At 64.3% G+C, this 17,590-nt stretch carries 14 protein-coding genes; 4 read left to right on the plus strand and 10 right to left on the minus strand.

Annotated features, from left to right (window positions below; genetic code table 11):
* Positions 1-53 precede the first annotated feature (53 nt).
* On the minus strand, positions 54-2,117 hold the full coding sequence (locus ACE039_RS20705; RefSeq protein WP_485823231.1) for an OPT family oligopeptide transporter: 2,064 nt from the start codon (positions 2,115-2,117) through the stop codon (positions 54-56).
* Between the two features lie 220 nt (positions 2,118-2,337).
* Here ACE039_RS20705 and mdeB point away from each other — a divergent pair, with 220 nt between their 5' ends.
* From mdeB to ACE039_RS20720, 3 genes are all read left to right on the plus strand, one after another.
* On the plus strand, positions 2,338-5,025 hold the full coding sequence (gene mdeB / locus ACE039_RS20710) for an alpha-ketoglutarate dehydrogenase (RefSeq protein ID WP_485823232.1): 2,688 nt from the start codon (positions 2,338-2,340) through the stop codon (positions 5,023-5,025).
* A gap of 243 nt (positions 5,026-5,268) precedes the next feature.
* Complete coding sequence (locus ACE039_RS20715) at positions 5,269-7,566, plus strand: NADP-dependent malic enzyme (protein ID WP_310032839.1); 2,298 nt, start codon at positions 5,269-5,271, stop codon at positions 7,564-7,566.
* Between the two features lie 143 nt (positions 7,567-7,709).
* Positions 7,710-8,162 (plus strand): DUF2214 family protein, encoded by a 453-nt coding sequence (locus ACE039_RS20720; RefSeq protein WP_105555040.1) that lies wholly within the window; start codon positions 7,710-7,712, stop codon positions 8,160-8,162.
* Here ACE039_RS20720 and ACE039_RS20725 read toward each other — a convergent pair.
* The 9 genes from ACE039_RS20725 to ACE039_RS20765 form a co-directional block, all read right to left on the minus strand.
* Entirely contained in the window at positions 8,152-9,048 is an 897-nt protein-coding gene (locus ACE039_RS20725) for a LysR family transcriptional regulator (protein ID WP_448708819.1), read from the minus strand. The genes ACE039_RS20720 and ACE039_RS20725 overlap by 11 nt on opposite strands.
* 144 nt (positions 9,049-9,192) lie before the next feature.
* Positions 9,193-10,314, minus strand: coding sequence for a hypothetical protein (locus ACE039_RS20730; RefSeq protein ID WP_485823233.1), 1,122 nt, complete (start codon positions 10,312-10,314; stop codon positions 9,193-9,195).
* Positions 10,315-10,382: 68 nt separating this feature from the next.
* The gene (gene gltA / locus ACE039_RS20735; RefSeq protein WP_050449832.1) at positions 10,383-11,693 is read right to left on the minus strand and encodes a citrate synthase; all 1,311 of its coding nucleotides are present in this window, start codon (positions 11,691-11,693) and stop codon (positions 10,383-10,385) included.
* Between the two features lie 20 nt (positions 11,694-11,713).
* Positions 11,714-11,974, minus strand: coding sequence for a succinate dehydrogenase assembly factor 2 (locus ACE039_RS20740; RefSeq protein WP_046802661.1), 261 nt, complete (start codon positions 11,972-11,974; stop codon positions 11,714-11,716).
* A gap of 37 nt (positions 11,975-12,011) precedes the next feature.
* Positions 12,012-12,728 carry a succinate dehydrogenase iron-sulfur subunit gene (locus ACE039_RS20745; protein ID WP_105555041.1) on the minus strand — a complete coding sequence of 239 codons (717 nt, stop codon included), beginning with the start codon at positions 12,726-12,728 and terminating at the stop codon, positions 12,012-12,014.
* A gap of 18 nt (positions 12,729-12,746) precedes the next feature.
* Positions 12,747-14,525 (minus strand): succinate dehydrogenase flavoprotein subunit, encoded by a 1,779-nt coding sequence (sdhA, locus tag ACE039_RS20750; protein WP_105555042.1) that lies wholly within the window; start codon positions 14,523-14,525, stop codon positions 12,747-12,749.
* A 3-nt stretch (positions 14,526-14,528) separates the two neighbouring features.
* Positions 14,529-14,912: a succinate dehydrogenase, hydrophobic membrane anchor protein gene (gene sdhD, locus ACE039_RS20755; protein ID WP_006223905.1), complete on the minus strand. Its 384-nt coding sequence runs from the start codon at positions 14,910-14,912 to the stop codon at positions 14,529-14,531.
* Entirely contained in the window at positions 14,913-15,329 is a 417-nt protein-coding gene (gene sdhC, locus ACE039_RS20760) for a succinate dehydrogenase, cytochrome b556 subunit (protein ID WP_006223904.1), read from the minus strand. It lies immediately after the preceding gene.
* Positions 15,330-15,450: 121 nt separating this feature from the next.
* Positions 15,451-16,230, minus strand: a complete 780-nt coding sequence (locus tag ACE039_RS20765; RefSeq protein ID WP_006223903.1) for a GntR family transcriptional regulator — start codon at positions 16,228-16,230, stop codon at positions 15,451-15,453.
* 335 nt (positions 16,231-16,565) lie between these two features.
* On the opposite strand from ACE039_RS20765, the gene ACE039_RS20770 reads away from it, so the two are divergent.
* The gene (locus tag ACE039_RS20770; RefSeq protein WP_105555043.1) at positions 16,566-17,555 is read left to right on the plus strand and encodes a malate dehydrogenase; all 990 of its coding nucleotides are present in this window, start codon (positions 16,566-16,568) and stop codon (positions 17,553-17,555) included.
* The last annotated feature ends 35 nt before the right edge of the window (positions 17,556-17,590 follow it).

Raw genomic sequence — 17,590 nt, forward strand, 5'->3', positions numbered from 1 at the left:
GCGCGGACCCGGCCACGGCGTCGCGGCCAGCGCCCCTGCCGCTATCCCAGCCGCTATCCCAGCCGCATCACGCGGCGCCAGAACAGCACCGCGACCATCACGAAAACCGCCAGCCCCAGATAAGACGCGATGGACGCGAAGCCCTCGCCCGCGATCGCCAGCGGCGCGTCCGTGCCCGCCGCGCCGATGATGGCCGCCATCAGCACGCCGACCAGGCTTTCACCCACGATCAGGCCGGAAGCGATCAGCACCCCGCGGCGGTTCGCCGCATCCGCGTACTGTTCGTAGGGCTTGCCGGCGGCCGAGGCGCGACGCCGCAAGGCACGTTCCAGCAGCCACGCCAGCACCGCGCCGGCCACGATGGGCGCGGCCACCGTCGGCGGCAGATAGATGCCGATCCCGACCGCCAACACCGGGATGCGGGCCACGCGGCACGTGCGCTTCAGAATCTCGTCCACCACGATCAGGCCCACGCCCACGGCCATGCCGATCAGGATCATGCTCCAGTTCAATTGGTGGGTGAAGATGCCGCGCGCGATCGCCAGCATCAGCGTGGCCTGCGGGGCAGACAGCGCCTGCGCCGGATCCATGCCTTCGCGCGGCATCGCATCCGCGAAACCGTAGGCGTTGTACAGCAGCTCCAGCACCGGCGAAATCACCGCGGCGCCCACCACGCAGCCGATCAACAGCGCCACCTGCTGGCGCCACGGCGTGGCACCCACCAGCCAACCCGTCTTCAGGTCCTGCAGGTTGTCGTTCGAAATCGACGCCACGGCCACCACGGCCGACGTACTGAAGATGGACAGCGCGATCGCCATCTGCACGCCGTTCTGCACGCCAAGCAATTCGCCACCCAACGCCAGCATCAGCAGCGACACCAGCACGATGGCCACGATGCCGACGCCCGAAATCGGGCTGGTCGACGACCCCACCAGGCCTGCCATGTAGCCGCAAGCTGCCGCCACCAGAAAGCCGAACACGAAGGCGAACAGCACGGCGTAGGCCACCAGCTTCCAGATGGCGCCGGCCGACAACGGCGCGTCAGACAGGAACACCTGGAACGTGATCACCAGAATCGCCACCAGGATCAGCGTGACGATGGAAATCCAGCCGGCGGACAGGTCGCGCTCGGTGCGCGGCGCCTGGCCTGCCCGGGCCGCGCCCGCCTTGGTCAGCGCCGAAAACGACGCCTTCACGCCGCGCGCCATCGGCATGAACAAGGTCGCCAGCGTCCAGATGGCGCCCACGCCGATTACGCCAGCGCCGATGAAGCGCACCTGCGACGACCACAGCCCCGTGGCGTATTTCGCCAAGGTCTGGCCGGCGGGGATGTCGCCCATGGCGGTCAGGACCGGCACCGCGATCCCCCAGGAAATGATCAGGCCGGTCAGCATGGCCAGGCCCGCGACGATGCCGATCAGGTAGCCCGCGCCCAGCAACGCCAGGGAAAAGCCCATCGGCAGGCGGAACACCGCGCCGCCCATGGCGAACCAGCCACTGACACTGTCGCCCAGCACGCGCAGGCCGCTGGCGGCAAAGCTGACCACGGCCGCCACCACACCGCCCGTCACGATGTCGCCCATGCCGGTCGCGGCAGGCTTGGCGCCGGGCCGGCCGCTGGCCTGGCCAGCGTCCTCGGCCGCATCCTGCGCCCGTTCGGCGCTGCCCACACGCAGGATCTCGGCGGCCGCCACGCCTTCCGGATACGGCAGATCGCTTTGGACCACCATCACATGGCGCAGCGGGATCGTGAACATCACGCCCAGCATGCCGCCGGCCGCGCAAATGCCCAGCGTCTGCCAGAACGGAAAGCCCTGCCAGTGCCCCATCATGACCAACGCGGGCAGGATGAAAATGATGGACGACAGCGTGCCGGCCGCCGAAGCCTGCGTCTGCACCATATTGTTTTCGAGGATGTTCGCGTCTTTGAACAGGCGCAGCACCGACATCGAGATCACCGCCGCGGGAATGGCGGATGAGAACGTCAGGCCAACCTTCAGCCCCAGGAAGACGTTGGAGGCGGTGAAGATCACGGTGATCAAGGCGCCCAGCAAGACGCCGCGGAACGTCAGTTCCGGAAGGGTGACGTTTGCCGGGACGCTGACGGGTTGAGTCATTGAAGTCTCCCGTTGTGGGTTCTGCTAAACCGCGCATTCTAGCGCTTCAGCGTCCACACAGTGGTCACCACGCGTAAACGCCGCTTAGCGGCAGATGCTGCCGGCTTTGGAAACGCTTGCAAAAGATTATGCTGAAAGCGGGCCTTTCCACCCTGGAATTTGATGACTCATGCCTTCGACACAGGTCTAGCATTGAGCGATAACAGGAGACATCACGACCATGCGCGACGCCAGCCAACCCATCGCCGGGCAAGACGACCGGCACGACGCCGACCCATCGGAAACCGCCGAATGGCGCGACGCCCTGCAGTCGCTGGTCGATAGTGGCGGGGCCGGCCGCGCCGGCTACGTGTTGGACAACCTGCTTGGGCACGCCGCGTCGCTCGGGTTGCGCGCCAACAGCCAGACCCGCACCGCCTATCTGAACACGATACCCGCCGATCAGGAGCCGCCCTTCCCCGGCAACTTGGCGGTGGAAGAACGCATCGCCCGCATCAACCGCTGGAACGCACTGGCCATGGTCGTACGCGCCAACCAGGCGCACGGCGAACTGGGCGGCCACATCGCCAGCTACGCCTCCGCCGCCGACCTGTTCGAAGTGGGCTTCAACCATTTCTTCCGCGCGCAGTCGGCCGACGGCCCGGGCGACCTGGTCTACATGCAACCGCATTCGGCGCCCGGCGTTTATGCCCGCGCCTACCTGGAAGGCTTCCTGGGCGAAGACGACCTGGCCCACTTCCGGCAAGAGATAACCGCCACCGCGCGCGGGCTGCGCGGCCTGTCGTCCTACCCCCACCCCTGGCTGATGCCGGATTTCTGGCAGTTCCCCACGGGTTCCATGGGCATTGGCCCCATCAACGCCATCTACCAGGCGCGTTTCATGCGCTACCTGGAACACCGCTCGCTGGTGCCTGGCGGCGACCGCAAGGTCTGGGGCATTTTCGGCGACGGCGAAATGGATGAACCGGAATCCATCGCGGCGCTGACGCTGGCCGCGCGCGAAAAGCTGGACAACCTGGTCTTCGTCGTCAACTGCAACCTGCAGCGGCTGGATGGCCCGGTGCGTGGCAACGGCCGCATTATCGACGAGCTGGAAACGTTATACGCGGGCGCAGGCTGGAACGTGATCAAGCTGGTCTGGGGCAGCGACTGGGACGCGCTACTGCGGCGCGATACCGGCGGCGCGCTGGCCCGCGCGTTCGCGAATACGGTGGACGGCCAGTTCCAGACCTTCGCCGCCAACGACGGCGCCTTCAACCGCGCCCATTTCTTCAACCAGAATCCCGAACTGGCGGCGCTGGTGGCCGACTGGACCGACGAGGCCATCGACCGTCTGCATCGCGGCGGCCACGACATGGTGAAAATCCATGCCGCCTACCACCGCGCGGCCCGGCACCGGGGCCAACCCACCGTGATCCTGGCGCAGACCAAGAAAGGCTTCGGCATGGGGTCGGCCGGCCAGGGCAAGATGACGACGCACCAGCAGAAGAAGCTGGACGACGAGGCCCTGCTGGCCTTCCGCGACCGCTTCGCGCTGCCGATATCGGACGCGGACTGCCTGGCGCTCAAGTTCTACCGCCCCGCCGAAGACAGCGCCGAACTGCGCCACCTGCAAGCGCGGCGCGCGGCGCTGGGCGGCCACATTCCGCGCCGCCGCACGCAGGCCCCGCGGCTAACACCGCCCGCTGCCGAACACTGGGCGCGCTTCGCATTGGCCGCCGACGGCAAGGAAATGTCGTCCACCATGGCCATCGTGCGCATGCTGACCGCCTTGCTGAAAGACGCCACCGTGGGCGCGCGCATCGTGCCCATCGTGGCGGACGAGGCCCGCACGTTCGGCATGGCCAATCTGTTCCGCCAGATCGGTATTTACTCGGCGCAAGGCCAGTTGTACGAACCCGAAGACATCGGCTCGGTGCTGTACTACCGCGAGGCGCGCGATGGCCAGATCCTGGAGGAAGGCATTACCGAGGCCGGCGCGATTTCGTCCTGGACCGCGGCCGGCACCAGCTATTCGGTCAACGGCCTGCCGATGCTGCCCTTCTATATCTATTACTCGATGTTCGGCTTCCAGCGCATTGGCGACCTGATCTGGGCCGCCGCCGACCAGCGCACCCGGGGCTTCCTGATCGGCGCAACGTCTGGCCGCACCACGCTGGGCGGCGAAGGCTTGCAGCATCAAGACGGCTCCAGCCACATCATGGCCGCCGCCGTGCCCAACTGCCGCGCGTACGACCCGGCCTACGCCTTCGAGGTCGCCGTCATCGTCGAACACGGCATGCGCCGCATGCTGGACGAGCAACGCGACGAATTCTTCTACCTGACGGTCACGAACGAAAACCTGGCGCAGCCCGACATGCCCGCCGGCGCTGGCGTGCGGGACGGCATCCTGCGCGGGATGTACCTGCTGCGCCCCGCCCAAGGGCAAGCCCAGGTGCGCCTGCTGGGCGCGGGTCCGATGCTGCGCGAAGCCGAAATGGCGGCGGACCGCCTGCGCACGCGCCATGGCGTGGACGCCGAGGTCTGGAGCGTCACCAGCTTTTCCGAGTTGGCCCGGGATGGCCGCGAATCGGAGCGCGCCCGCGTGTTGGGGCTGGACGCGGCGGACGGCGCGGACTGGGTCCGCACCTGCCTGGGCGCAAGCGACGCGCCGGTCATCGCCGCCACCGACTACGTGCGCGCCGTGCCCGAACAGATCCGCGCCTGGGTGCCCGCTCCCTACCGGACCTTGGGGACGGACGGCTTTGGCCGCAGCGACACCCGGGCCCAGCTGCGCGACTTCTTCGAAGTCAGCGCCGAGTGGATCGTGCTGTACGCGCTGGACAGCCTGGGCCGCCAGGCGGACGCCGACACGCTGCGCCAGACCTTGAACGCCCGGGCGCGGCAAACCCCGCCGTGGGAACTATAGGCGCTGCACGCCGGTCCCGCAGGACCTCTACACGCCGCTCGCGCTTGCCGTCGCGAGCGGCGAAATATCCCGCCGCGTTTTGATCAAAACGGCTGGCTCGCTGCACTGCAACAACCAAGCGCCCGCGCTTTCTGGTGAAATACGGGTGTTCCCTAAGCATTTCGCGAAGAAACCGGCGGGCCGTGAGCCCGCCGTTTGTCATCCCGTTTTCTTTTTCAGTTAGTGCCTCAGAGGCCCGATCCCATGGACGAAACTCTTACCAAAATGGCGTTGGATTACCACGCCTATCCCACCCCCGGCAAAATCTCGGTCGTCCCGACCAAGACGTTGGCCAACCAGGACGATCTGTCCCTGGCCTACTCCCCCGGCGTGGCCGCCGCTTGCATGGCGATCTTCGACCAAGGCGATGACGCTGCCTCGAAGTACACCTCGCGCGGCAACCTGGTGGGCGTGATCACCAACGGCACCGCCGTGCTGGGCCTGGGCAACATCGGCCCGCTGGCCGCCAAGCCGGTCATGGAAGGCAAAGGCTGCCTGTTCAAGAAGTTCGCCGGCATCGACGTGTTCGACATCGAACTGGCCGAAAACGACCCCGACAAGCTGGTCGACATCATCGCGGCGCTGGAACCCACGCTGGGCGGCGTCAACCTGGAAGACATCAAGGCGCCCGAGTGCTTCTACATCGAAAAGAAGCTGCGCGAGCGCATGAAGATCCCCGTCTTCCATGACGACCAGCACGGTACCGCCATTATCTCGTCGGCCGCCATCCTGAACGGCCTGAAGGTCGTGGGCAAGGACATCGGCTCGGTCAAGCTGGCCTGCTCGGGCGCCGGCGCCGCCGCCATCGCCTGCCTGGACCTGCTGGTCCACCTGGGCGTCAAGCGCGAGAACATCTACGTGGTGGACTCCCGTGGCGTGATCTGGGATGGCCGCGATGAAAACATGGAAGCCAACAAGAAGCGCTACGCGCAGAAGACCGACGCGCGCACGCTGGCCGACGTGGTCAACGGCGCCGACGTGTTCCTGGGCTGCTCCACCGCGGGCGTGCTGACGGGCGACATGGTCAAGACCATGGCCGACCGTCCGCTGATCCTGGCGCTGGCCAATCCGGAACCGGAAATCCGCCCGGAAGTCGCCAAGGCTGCCCGCCCGGATTGCATCATCGCCACCGGCCGTTCGGACTACCCGAACCAGGTCAACAACGTGCTGTGCTTCCCCTTCATCTTCCGCGGTGCGATGGACGCTGGCGCGTCGCGCATCACCGAAGAAATGAAGCTGGCTTGCGTGAAGGCCATCGCCGAACTGGCGCAGGCCGAACAGAACGATGAAGTGGCCCGCGCCTACGCCGGCCAGGAACTGTCGTTCGGCCCCGACTACATCATCCCGAAGCCGTTCGACCCGCGCCTGATCGTCCAGATCGCGCCCGCCGTGGCACAGGCCGCCGCCGACTCCGGCGTGGCTGCCCGCCCCATCGAAGACATCGAGGCCTACCGCCAGAAGCTGATGGGCTTCGTGTACCACTCGGGCCAACTGATGCGCCCGTTGTTCGCCCAGGCCAAGAAGGCGCCCAAGCGCGTCATCTACGCTGACGGCGAAGACGAACGCGTCCTGCGCGCCGTGCAGACCGTGGCCGACGAAAAGCTGGCATTCCCGATCCTGGTCGGCCGCCCGGCCGTCATCGAAATGCGCATCCAGAAAGCCGGCCTGCGCCTGATCGCTGGCCAGCACTTCGAGATCGTGGATCCGGAAGACGACAACCGCTTCAACGAAACCTGGAACGCGTACTACCAGTTGAAGGGCCGTGAAGGCGTGACGCCGGCCATCGCCAAGGCGATGATCCGCAAGCACAACACGCTGATCGGCGCGATGCTGCTGCGCCGCGGCGATGCCGACGCCCTGCTCTGCGGCGTGGCCAGCAAGTACGACAACCAGCTCAAGTACATCGACGAAATCATCGGCAAGAAGGAAGGCCAGACGTACGCTGCGCTGAACGTGCTGATGCTGCCCGACCAGACGCTGTTCGTCACCGACACCCACGTCAACGAAAACCCGACGTCGGAAGAAGTGGCCAACATCACCATCCAGGCCGCCGACGAAATGCTGCGCTTTGGCGTGGTGCCGAAGATTGCGCTGCTGTCGCACTCGAACTTCGGCAGCCGCGTGACGGAATCGTCGAAGAAGATGGCCGCCGCCAGCAAGCTGGTGCAAGAACGCGCGCCCGACCTCGAAGTGGATGGCGAAATGCACGCTGACGCCGCCCTGTCCGAGAAGATCCGTGTACTGGCCTATCCGGACAGCACGCTCAAGGGCCGCGCCAATCTGCTGGTCATGCCGAACCTGGATACCGGCAACATCACGTACAACATGCTGAAGATGACGGGCAGCAATGGCGTCGCCATGGGTCCGATCCTGCTGGGCGCCGCGCGCCCGGTGCACATCCTGACGACCAGCGCCACCGTGCGCCGCATCGTCAACATGACGGCCCTGGCCGTCGTGGATGCGCAGCAGGAAGCGGCCGAGGCCGCCAGAAAGCGTCGTTGATCGCCAGCCGGCGGTAACGGAACGGGTGTCCCACGGGGCACCCGTTTTTCTTTGCGCCGCCACAACCGGCGCCGGCCGAAACGCTGGCCCGCCTGATTGGCCGGATGGTACAACCCAAGCTTGCCCATTTCCCTGGAGACGACATGCTGGCCGATGCCCTGTACGCCTGGTTTCACTACCTGGCGATTTTCGTAATGGTGGTGGTCCTGACCGCCGAAGCCGTGTTGCTGCGCCCCGATCTCACCGCCAACGGCGTGAAGCGCCTGATCATCTACGATCGTCTCTACGGCGTCAGCGCCATTCTGGTATTGGTCACCGGCGTGCTGCGGTTGACGCTGGGCGCGAAGGGCGCCGCGTTCTACATGAGCACGCCCTGGTTCCACGCCAAGATCACGCTCTTTGTCATCATCGCGCTCTGTTCGATCCCGCCCACGCTGGCCATGCTGCGCTGGGCCAGGCAATCCCGCCAGCAGGCAGGCTTCGTGCCGGCCTTGCCCGAAATCAAGCGGGTGCGGCGCTGGGTGATGATCGAATCGCACCTCTTCATCTTCCTGCCCCTGTTCGCCGTCCTGATGGCGCGGCACATCAGCGTGTAGGCGCAGGGGCCGGCCAGCCCTTGGCCAGGCATGTCATCAGATAGTCGACAAATGCTCTGGCCCGGGCCGGCAACAGCCGCGTTTCGGTCACCACATGCACGGGAAATGGCCCCAGGCTCCAACCCGGCAAGACGCGGCGCAGGCCGCCTGAGCGCTCAAGCTCGCTTTGGTCCCCGCCCAACGGCGCAATGCCCGCGCCCAGCACCGCCAGTTGGCGGGCCATGCCCGCCTCGTTCACCGAAAACCGGCTGCCCGGCATGACGCTGATCTGCTCTTGTCCGCGCGTCAATGGCCACCGCGTCGGCGCCCCATGTGCCTCGGCGCGGAAACCGATGCACTCGTGCACGGCCAGTTCAGACGGATGCGCGGGCGCGCCGTGGGCCGCCAGATAGCTTTCCGACGCGTACAGATGGACATTCACGGCCCCCAGGCATCGGGCGATGCGCGTGGAATCCGGCATCTCGCCGATCTTGATCGTCAGGTCGCAGGGTTCGGCCACCCGATCCGCATGGTCCAGGCTGGCCAGGTTCATGTGGAAGGCCACCTCCGGATGCCGGCGCGAAAATCCCAGGAAAATCTCGGCCATCACGTCGGTAGCGAACGTGGCGGGCATATTGACGCGCAGCAGGCCCGAAGGCGTCGCGGTCAGGGCCTGCAATTCCTCGTGCGCGACCTGGGCTTCCTCGACGATACGCAGGCAGCGCTCCAGATAGAGCTCTCCTGCTCCCGTCAGCTCTACTTTGCGCGTGCTGCGGTTGAGCAGGCTCAGGCCAACCGAACGCTCCAGTTCCGCCACCCGGCGCGACAGCGTCGACTTCGGCAGCCCCAGCACGACAGCGGCGCGACTGAAGCTGCGCGCCTTGGCCACTTCCGCAAACAGCTCCATGCTGTGCAGGCGCTTCACCGACGTCTCATCCGAAATCACTCCCTTACGGTTCAGCCGGTGTGGGACGCCACCGGCAAGCCGCATTGTCGGGCGAGACTTTTAAGAATTTCTTAACGTGCCCCTTCCGACCCGACCGGGCGGACGCTATGGGCAGGCCGCCCGCCTGGGCAGCGCGGGCGCGTCGTCGCCGACGACAAACGTCGCGAATTCAAACACGCCGACCGCTTCGTTCTTCTCGATGCCGGCCAACGTTCCATCGAACGCCTGCAGCACCGACATGCCTGCCGGCACGTCCTCGTGGCCGTCGCGTTTGGCGGGTTGCCCCTCCGCGGGACTGAAGGCGAATATGCCCGGAAACGGTTCGCGCCCGTCGCCCTTGCCCCGGCGGAGGGTCTTGACCCGGGTGCCAGGCGCATAGTGGAACCCGCCCAGATCCAGCTTGCACGCCAGCTCCGTGTCGCTGACCCGCAGGAGGCGCCGGTCGGCGTCCAGGTAGATCCGGGGATCGCTCAGCATCAGCCCGAACACCTTGACCGCCACGGGGTCCTTGACCTCCACACGCCAGCGGTCCGGGTCGGATGAGCCGTCCGTATACACGGTGCCGCTCGAGCCGTACAGGATCGAACCCGGCGCAAGGGTCAAATCCCCCACCTGGTTTCCGCTGCTCAGTTGGCACTGGTTCAGCCCCTTCATGCCGCCCTCGCGCGTCGTGTCGAACTCGATGTCGCGGGTAGCGTCGCAGCGCCAACCCAGCACCGCCTGATCGCCCTGGCCGCTAAGAATGACGGTTCGCGGATACCGGCCAGTCAGCGCATACGTGTCTTTGTCGTAGTCGCTGTCAAGAAAGCGCCGCACGCGCATCGCCTGCACGCCGAACATCGTCACCGGCTGTGGGAAATTGGCTTCCAGGTAGGTGTCCAGCTGCCCTTCGTCCTGCAGGGTCAGCCGCGTGCCGGCGGGCATGGGCGTGCCGCCCACCGTTGCCGCTTGTTCCAGCGTGACATGGCGCGCGGCCTCCCGGCGATCGCTTTCCCGCTCGATCTGCCAGATAACGACCTGGACCCACGCATAGAAGGCAAACGGCACCGCCAGCACCACGAACAACGCGGCCGACAGCTTCCAATGCCTGCGGACGAACCGGCGATGCGTCGCGCTTGCCGCGAACATCGCGGCCCAGCCAACAAGCACGATGCCGGCAAGAAAGCCAAAGGAAAGCAGCAGGTAGAAACTGGCAGAGGGGAGCGCGACGGGAATCATGGCAAGCATGATATCCGCTTATTCGGCACAAAAAAAAACCGCCCGAAGGCGGTTTCTTGCCGAAGCGGAAAAGCAGATTAACGCTTGTCCATCGGGGGCACGTCGCGGGTGACCGAACCCGTGAACAGCTGGCGCGGACGGCCGATCTTGTAATCGGGATCCGACAGCATTTCGTTCCACTGGGCGATCCAGCCCACCGTGCGGGCCAGCGCGAAGATGGCCGTGAACAGCGAGGTCGGGATGCCGATGGCGCGCTGGACGATACCCGAGTAGAAGTCCACGTTCGGGTACAGTTTGCGCTGCACGAAGTACGGATCCGACAGGGCGATGCGTTCCAGTTCCATGGCCAGCTTGAACAGCGGGTCGTTTTCCAGGCCCAGGGCCGAGAGCACTTCCTTGCAGGTTTCCTGCATCAGCTTGGCGCGCGGGTCGTAGTTCTTGTAGACGCGGTGGCCAAAGCCCATCAGGCGCACGCCCGAGTTCTTGTCCTTGACCTTCTCCATGAACTCACCGACCTTGTCGATGCCGCCGTTGGCTTGCAGCTCTTCCAGCATTTGCAGGCAAGCTTCGTTGGCGCCGCCGTGAGCCGGGCCCCACAGGCAAGCCACGCCGGCCGAGATGGCGGCGAACGGGTTGGTGCCCGACGAACCGCACAGGCGCACGGTGGACGTCGACGCGTTTTGCTCGTGGTCGGCGTGCAGGATGAAGATGCGGTCCAGCGCGCGCTCGACGACTTCATTCACCTTGTAGTCTTCGCACGGCGTGGCGAACATCATGCGCAGGAAGTTGCCCGTGTAGGACAGGTCGTTCTGCGGATAGATGAACGGTTGGCCTTGCGAGTACTTGTACGCCATCGCAACCAGCGTCGGCATCTTGGCGATCAAACGGATGGCCGAGATGTGACGATGCTGCGGGTTCGTGATGTCGGTGGAGTCGTGGTAGAACGCGGACAGCGCGCCAACCAGGCCCGTCAGCACGGCCATCGGGTGGGCGTCGCGGCGGAAGCCACGCAGGAAGAAGTGCAGTTGCTCGTTGACCATCGTGTGATGGGTCACTTGCGAGTCGAAGTCGGCCTTCTGTTCCTGGTTGGGCAGATCGCCGTTCAGGATCAGGTAGCAGATGTCCATGAAGTCGCAATTGACGGCCAATTGCTCGATGGGGAAGCCGCGGTACAGCAGTTCGCCCTTGTCGCCGTCGATGTACGTGATGCCCGATTCGCAAGCCGCGGTGGACATGAAGCCCGGGTCAAACGTAAACATGCCCGTCTGGCCATACAGCTTGCGGATGTCGATCACATCCGGACCGACCGTGCCCTTGTAGACAGGGAACTCAATGGGTGCGCTGCCATCCGAGAAGGATAGAGTGGCTTTTTTGTCAGACAGGTTCATGTTTATTCCTCTCACATTAATCAGAGTGCGCGCATCTGGCCAATAATGCCCCGAAGCCTGGGAGTATCCAGTTCACCTTCGAGTTCCTTGCGGGCCAGCAGCAGGTCGAGAAGATCGTTGTCTCCCATCTCGAACAGCTGGGTCAATGCGGCCACATCATCATCGGTAAGTTCAGCCTCGTAAGCGTCAAGATACCGAGTGATGATCAAGTCGTTTTCGAGCAGGCCGCGGCGCGCCCGCCAACGCAGACGCGCCCGCTCCAGTTCAGTTAGCCTGCTCATCGTTACACCATAAGTACAAAAGTCTTCACACTAGAAACTAGACCGTGCGGCGGACCATCAGTTCCTTGATCTTGCCGATCGCCTTGGTCGGGTTCAGTCCCTTGGGACAGACGTCGACGCAATTCATGATGGTGTGGCAACGGAACAGGCGGTACGGATCTTCCAGATTGTCCAGACGCTCACCCGTGGCTTCGTCGCGGCTGTCGGCGATGAAGCGGTAGGCTTGCAGCAGGCCGGCCGGGCCGACGAACTTGTCCGGATTCCACCAGAACGACGGGCAGGAAGTGGAACAGCACGCGCACAGGATGCACTCGTACAGGCCATCCAGTTCTTCGCGCGCCTCCGGCGACTGCAGGCGCTCTTTTTCGGGCGGCGGCGCGTCGTTGATGAGGTACGGACGAACGGAGTGGTACTGGTTGAAGAAGTGCGTCATGTCCACGATCAGGTCGCGGATGACGGGCAGGCCCGGCAGCGGGCGCAGGACGATGGGTTCCTTCAATTCGCGAAGGTTCGTCGTGCAGGCCAGGCCGTTCTTGCCGTTGATGTTCATGGCGTCCGAACCGCACACGCCTTCACGGCACGAGCGGCGCAGGGCCAGGCTGTCATCGACGTCGTTCTTGATGCGCACCAGCGCATCCAGCAACATCTTGTCGGTCGGCTGGAGTTCAACGTCCAGCTTCTGCATGTACGGGCGCTCGTCCTTGTCCGGATCGTAGCGGTAGATTTCGAACTTGACGATTCTCTTGGTGCTCATAATGGGCTCTATCCGGACTTAGAAGGTACGCGCCTTGGGCGGGAAGGACTCAACCGTCAAAGGCTTCATCTGCACGGGCTTGTAATCCAGGCGGCTGCCTTCGGAATACCACAGCGTGTGCTTGAGCCAGTTCTCGTCGTCGCGCGTCGGGTGGTCGTCCAGCGCGTGAGCGCCGCGGCTTTCCGTACGGGCAGCGGCCGACTTGATCGTGGCGCGGGCCACTTCGGTCATGTTGGCCAGTTCCAGCGCTTCGACGCGCGCGGTGTTGAACACCTTGGACTTGTCCTTGAAGTAGATGCTGTCGGCTTGCTTGGCCAGATCTTCGATCTGCGTCACGCCTTCGTTCAGCAGTTCCAGCGTGCGGAACACGCCGCAGTGGCGCTGCATCGAGAAGCGGATGGCGTTGCCGATGTCTTGCGTCTTTTCGCCCGACGTACGCGATTCCAGCTTGTTCACGCGGTCCAGCGAGAACTCCACGGCTTCCTTCGGCAGATCCTGGTGCGCGCGCTGGCGCTCCGGGTGCGAATTGACGATGTGGTTGCCGGTGGCGCGGCCGAACACGATCAGGTCCAGCAGCGAGTTCGTGCCCAGGCGGTTGGCGCCGTGCACCGACACCGCGGCGCATTCGCCGATGGCGTACAGGCCATTGACGACCTTGTTCTCGCCGTTTTCACGCGACAGCACCTGGCCGTGGTAGTTGGCCGGAATGCCGCCCATCTGGTAGTGGATGGTCGGAACGACGGGGATCGGTTCCTTGATCGGGTCGACGTTGCCGAACTTGATGGCGATTTCGCGGATCGAGGGCAGACGCTTGTTGATGACGTCGGCGCCCAGGTGGTCAAGCTTCAGGACGACGTAGCTGCCGTCCGGACCGCAACCGCGGCCTTCCTTGATTTCCTGGTCCATCGAGCGGGACACGAAGTCGCGCGGGGCCAGATCCTTCAGCGTGGGCGCATAGCGCTCCATGAAGCGTTCGCCATCCTTGTTCAACAGGATGCCGCCTTCGCCACGCACGCCTTCCGTGATCAGCACGCCCGCGCCGGCCACGCCGGTGGGGTGGAACTGCCAGAATTCCATGTCTTGCAGCGGGATGCCCGCGCGCGCCGCCATGCCCAGGCCGTCACCGGTGTTGATGAAGGCGTTGGTGGACGCGGCCCAGATACGGCCGGCGCCGCCGGTGGCCAGCACCGTGGTCTTGGCTTCCAGGATGTAGATCTCGCCCGTTTCCATTTCCAGGGCGGTCACGCCCACGACGTCACCGGCTTCGTTGCGCAGCAGGTCCAGCGCCATCCATTCGACGAAGAACTGGGTGCGCGCGGCAACGTTGCGCTGGTAGAGGGTGTGCAGCAGCGCGTGGCCGGTGCGGTCGGCGGCGGCACAGGCGCGCTGCACCGGCTTTTCACCGAAGTTGGCGGTGTGGCCGCCGAACGGACGCTGATAGATCGTGCCGTCGGGGTTGCGGTCGAACGGCATGCCGAAGTGTTCAAGCTCGTACACGGCGTTCGGCGCTTCACGGCACATGAATTCAATGGCGTCCTGGTCGCCCAGCCAATCCGACCCCTTGACGGTGTCGTACATGTGCCAGTACCAGTTGTCTTCGCTCATGTTGCCCAGCGAGGCGCTCACGCCGCCTTGCGCGGCAACGGTGTGCGAACGCGTGGGGAACACTTTGGACAGCACGGCAACCGACAGGCCCGCTTGGGACAGTTGCAGCGAACAACGCATGCCGGCTCCACCGGCGCCAACGACCACCACATCAAACTGGCGGCGCGGCAAGGATTTCATGACAGAGACCACGGCTTAAATGCTCCAGAGGATTTGCGCGAAGTAAACGACCGTACCGATCAACCAGAGGATCGTCAGCACTTGCAGCAGCAGGCGCAGGCCCACAGGCTTGACGTAATCCATCCAGATGTCGCGCACGCCAATCCAGGCATGCCAGGCCAACGCAATGAATGCAAGGGAGGCCAGGATCTGGCCTACCGGAATGAAGCCCACGTAGAAATTGAACAGCTTGACCCAATGTTCATACGTGAAGGCGGGCATCGTCAGGATGCCGACAAGCAGCACCAGCGTGTACACGGCCATGATGACGGCGGTGATGCGCTGGATGATGAAATCCATGACCCCATAGTGGGCGCCGACGACCAGGCGCTTGGGTCCGTAGTTTTTAGCGGCGGCCATTTACAGCACTCCGAACAGTTTGAGACCGAACACCAGCGTCAGCGCCAGGCTGACACCGAAGACCACGCCGGCGCTTTTCTTGGCCGACAGCTTGTCGATACCGATGTGCAGGTCCAGCAGCAGGTAGCGAATGCCGGCACAGAAGTGGTGCAGGTAGCCCCAGATCAGGACCAGGAAGACAAGCTTGACGATCGGGTTGGCCGCGATGGAGGCGATCCAGGCGAACGACTGCGGTGCGGCCACGCTTGCTGCGAACAGCGGCACGATGACCAAGGGCAAACAGAGGAACAGCAAAATGCCGCTGATGCGGTGCAGGATGGACAGCTTGCCGGCCAGGGGCAGGCGATAGGAGAACGCAACTTGGGCAAGCCCAATATTGCGAAACTGCGGACGTGGCTTGGCAGCGGTGTCGGACATGACGGCCTCGGTGTTTCGGAACTAGGGAATCGTGACGGCGGAAATGCCGTGGCCCTTGCGGGCAAACACGGTATTTTCGCCCAGAGATAGGGTTGGTATCAAATCGTAGTGTAAAAGCTCATCAATTCAGACTATTGCGGTAGTGGTATCGATCGGTCAAGTACAACCCCCGGCGAATTTCCATGGGGCGGTCACCATAGGTGTACGACACCCGATCCACCTGCAACAACGGCGTGCCGGCGGGAACATTAAGCAGCGGACAGACTTCGGCTGGCGCGATCACCGCGCGCAGCTTTTCGTCCGCGCGCACCATGCTCACGCCGAACTCGGATTCGAACAGACCATAGAGCGGCGCCTTGTTGGCAGTCAGCAGCTCGAGGGTCAGTCCACGGAAAATGGTGCCAGGCAGCCAGATGTCGTCCACGACGGTCGGCGTCTGCCCCATGGACAGCAGGCGGCGGATCATGACGACCGTTTCGCCCGCTCGAAGGTCCAGGGCGCGCGCGATCTCGGCGGGCGCCCTCAGGCGCCGGCATTCCAGGATGCGGCTTTCGGCACGGCCGGGCTCGCCTTCTTCGTCGGCGGCCAGGCGCAGGAAACGGTAGCGGACGCGGGCTTCGTGATGGGTGGCGACAAAGGTGCCCTTGCCCTGGCGGCGCAGCAGCATGTGCTCGGCCGCAAGCTCATCGACCGCCTTGCGCACCGTGCCCTGGCTCACCTGGAAACGGGCGGCCAGATCGATTTCGCTGGGGATGAGTTCACCGGGCTTCCATTCGCCGCGCTCAAGGCTTTGAACGAGCAGATCCTTGATCTGGCGGTAGAGCGGACTGAAAGCGGCTCCCTCGCCCGTTGAACGGGCGGCGCGAGTGCGTAAGGAGGTTTCGGGCCGAGGCTCTGCCATGGATCTTCTTGAAAGTGTCATGTTCATCCGGATGATGGGAAGGCAGCTCAAAAACAGGGTGCAGACCCATATCCAAAATGCGCCCGCAAAGGCACAGCGGACTGTGCTGCAACGCATTCGAATAAACGCTCTATTGTGGCATATCGGGCGGGAAGCTGTCCAACGTCTTATGTCTTATATAAGATAGAAGAGCGTTTGACGCACCCGTAAAATCGATCTAGGATTCACGGCTGTCAGGGGCCCGCGCAGGCTTGCCCGCACGCGCCGTTTTGGCCCCCTCAACGATTACACTGATTGGTGAGATTTTTCTCGCCAAACCATTACGGAGAACGTCCATGTCCAAGCCTGCCTTGCGTGTCGCCGTCACCGGCGCCGCCGGCCAAATCGGTTACGCACTGCTATTCCGCATCGCCTCCGGCGAAATGCTGGGTAAAGATCAACCCGTCATCCTGCAACTGCTGGAAATCCCCGACGAGAAAGCGCAAAAGGCCCTGAAGGGCGTCATCATGGAATTGGATGACTGCGCCTTCCCGCTGCTTCAGGAAGTGACCGCCCACAGCGACCCGCGCACCGCCTTCAAGGACGCCGACGTGGCCCTGCTGGTCGGCGCCCGTCCGCGCGGCCCCGGCATGGAACGCAAGGACCTGCTGTCCGTCAACGCCCAGATCTTCACGGCGCAGGGCAAGGCCCTGAACGACGTGGCCAGCCGCAACGTCAAGGTCCTGGTCGTCGGCAACCCCGCCAACACCAACGCCTACATCGCCATGAAGTCGGCCCCGGACCTGCCGGCCAAGAACTTCACCGCCATGCTGCGCCTGGACCACAACCGCGCGCTGTCGCAGTTGTCGGCCAAGTCGGGCAAGCCGGTTGCCGATATCGAAAACCTGATCGTCTGGGGCAACCACTCGCCCACGATGTATCCCGACTTCCGTTTCGCCACCGTCGGCGGCGAGTCGCTGACCAAGCTCATCAACGATGACGCCTGGAACCGCGACACGTTCATCCCGACCGTCGGCAAGCGCGGCGCCGCCATCATCGAAGCCCGTGGCCTGTCCTCGGCCGCTTCGGCCGCCAACGCCGCCATCGACCACGTCCGCGACTGGGTCCTGGGCAGCAACGGCAAGTGGGTCACGATGGGCATCCCGTCGGACGGCTCCTACGGCATCCCGGAAGGCATCATCTACGGCGTGCCGGTCACGACCGAAAATGGCGAATACAAGCGCGTCGAAGGCCTGGAAATCGACGCCTTCTCGCGCGAACGCCTGGACTTCACGCTGAAAGAGCTCCTGGAAGAGCGCGACGGCGTCAAGGACCTGCTGAAGTAAGCAGCGTTTGAATGAAGAATTGGGGCCGTTGATGC

Source organism: Achromobacter maghribensis, from assembly GCF_057334215.1.

What these genes read in the sequence shown, in the direction of transcription:
- ACE039_RS20770 (WP_105555043.1), top strand. Translation starts at nt 16,566, where the DNA reads ATGTCCAAGCCTGCCTTGCGTGTCGCCGTCACCGGCGCCGCCGGCCAA.
- sdhC (WP_006223904.1), bottom strand. Translation starts at nt 15,329, where the DNA reads ATGTCCGACACCGCTGCCAAGCCACGTCCGCAGTTTCGCAATATTGGG.
- ACE039_RS20720 (WP_105555040.1), top strand. Translation starts at nt 7,710, where the DNA reads ATGCTGGCCGATGCCCTGTACGCCTGGTTTCACTACCTGGCGATTTTC.
- ACE039_RS20745 (WP_105555041.1), bottom strand. Translation starts at nt 12,728, where the DNA reads ATGAGCACCAAGAGAATCGTCAAGTTCGAAATCTACCGCTACGATCCG.
- ACE039_RS20715 (WP_310032839.1), top strand. Translation starts at nt 5,269, where the DNA reads ATGGACGAAACTCTTACCAAAATGGCGTTGGATTACCACGCCTATCCC.
- ACE039_RS20765 (WP_006223903.1), bottom strand. Translation starts at nt 16,230, where the DNA reads ATGGCAGAGCCTCGGCCCGAAACCTCCTTACGCACTCGCGCCGCCCGT.
- gltA (WP_050449832.1), bottom strand. Translation starts at nt 11,693, where the DNA reads ATGAACCTGTCTGACAAAAAAGCCACTCTATCCTTCTCGGATGGCAGC.
- ACE039_RS20705 (WP_485823231.1), bottom strand. Translation starts at nt 2,117, where the DNA reads ATGACTCAACCCGTCAGCGTCCCGGCAAACGTCACCCTTCCGGAACTG.
- ACE039_RS20725 (WP_448708819.1), bottom strand. Translation starts at nt 9,048, where the DNA reads ATGGAGCTGTTTGCGGAAGTGGCCAAGGCGCGCAGCTTCAGTCGCGCC.
- ACE039_RS20730 (WP_485823233.1), bottom strand. Translation starts at nt 10,314, where the DNA reads ATGCTTGCCATGATTCCCGTCGCGCTCCCCTCTGCCAGTTTCTACCTG.
- ACE039_RS20740 (WP_046802661.1), bottom strand. Translation starts at nt 11,974, where the DNA reads ATGAGCAGGCTAACTGAACTGGAGCGGGCGCGTCTGCGTTGGCGGGCG.
- mdeB (WP_485823232.1), top strand. Translation starts at nt 2,338, where the DNA reads ATGCGCGACGCCAGCCAACCCATCGCCGGGCAAGACGACCGGCACGAC.
- sdhD (WP_006223905.1), bottom strand. Translation starts at nt 14,912, where the DNA reads ATGGCCGCCGCTAAAAACTACGGACCCAAGCGCCTGGTCGTCGGCGCC.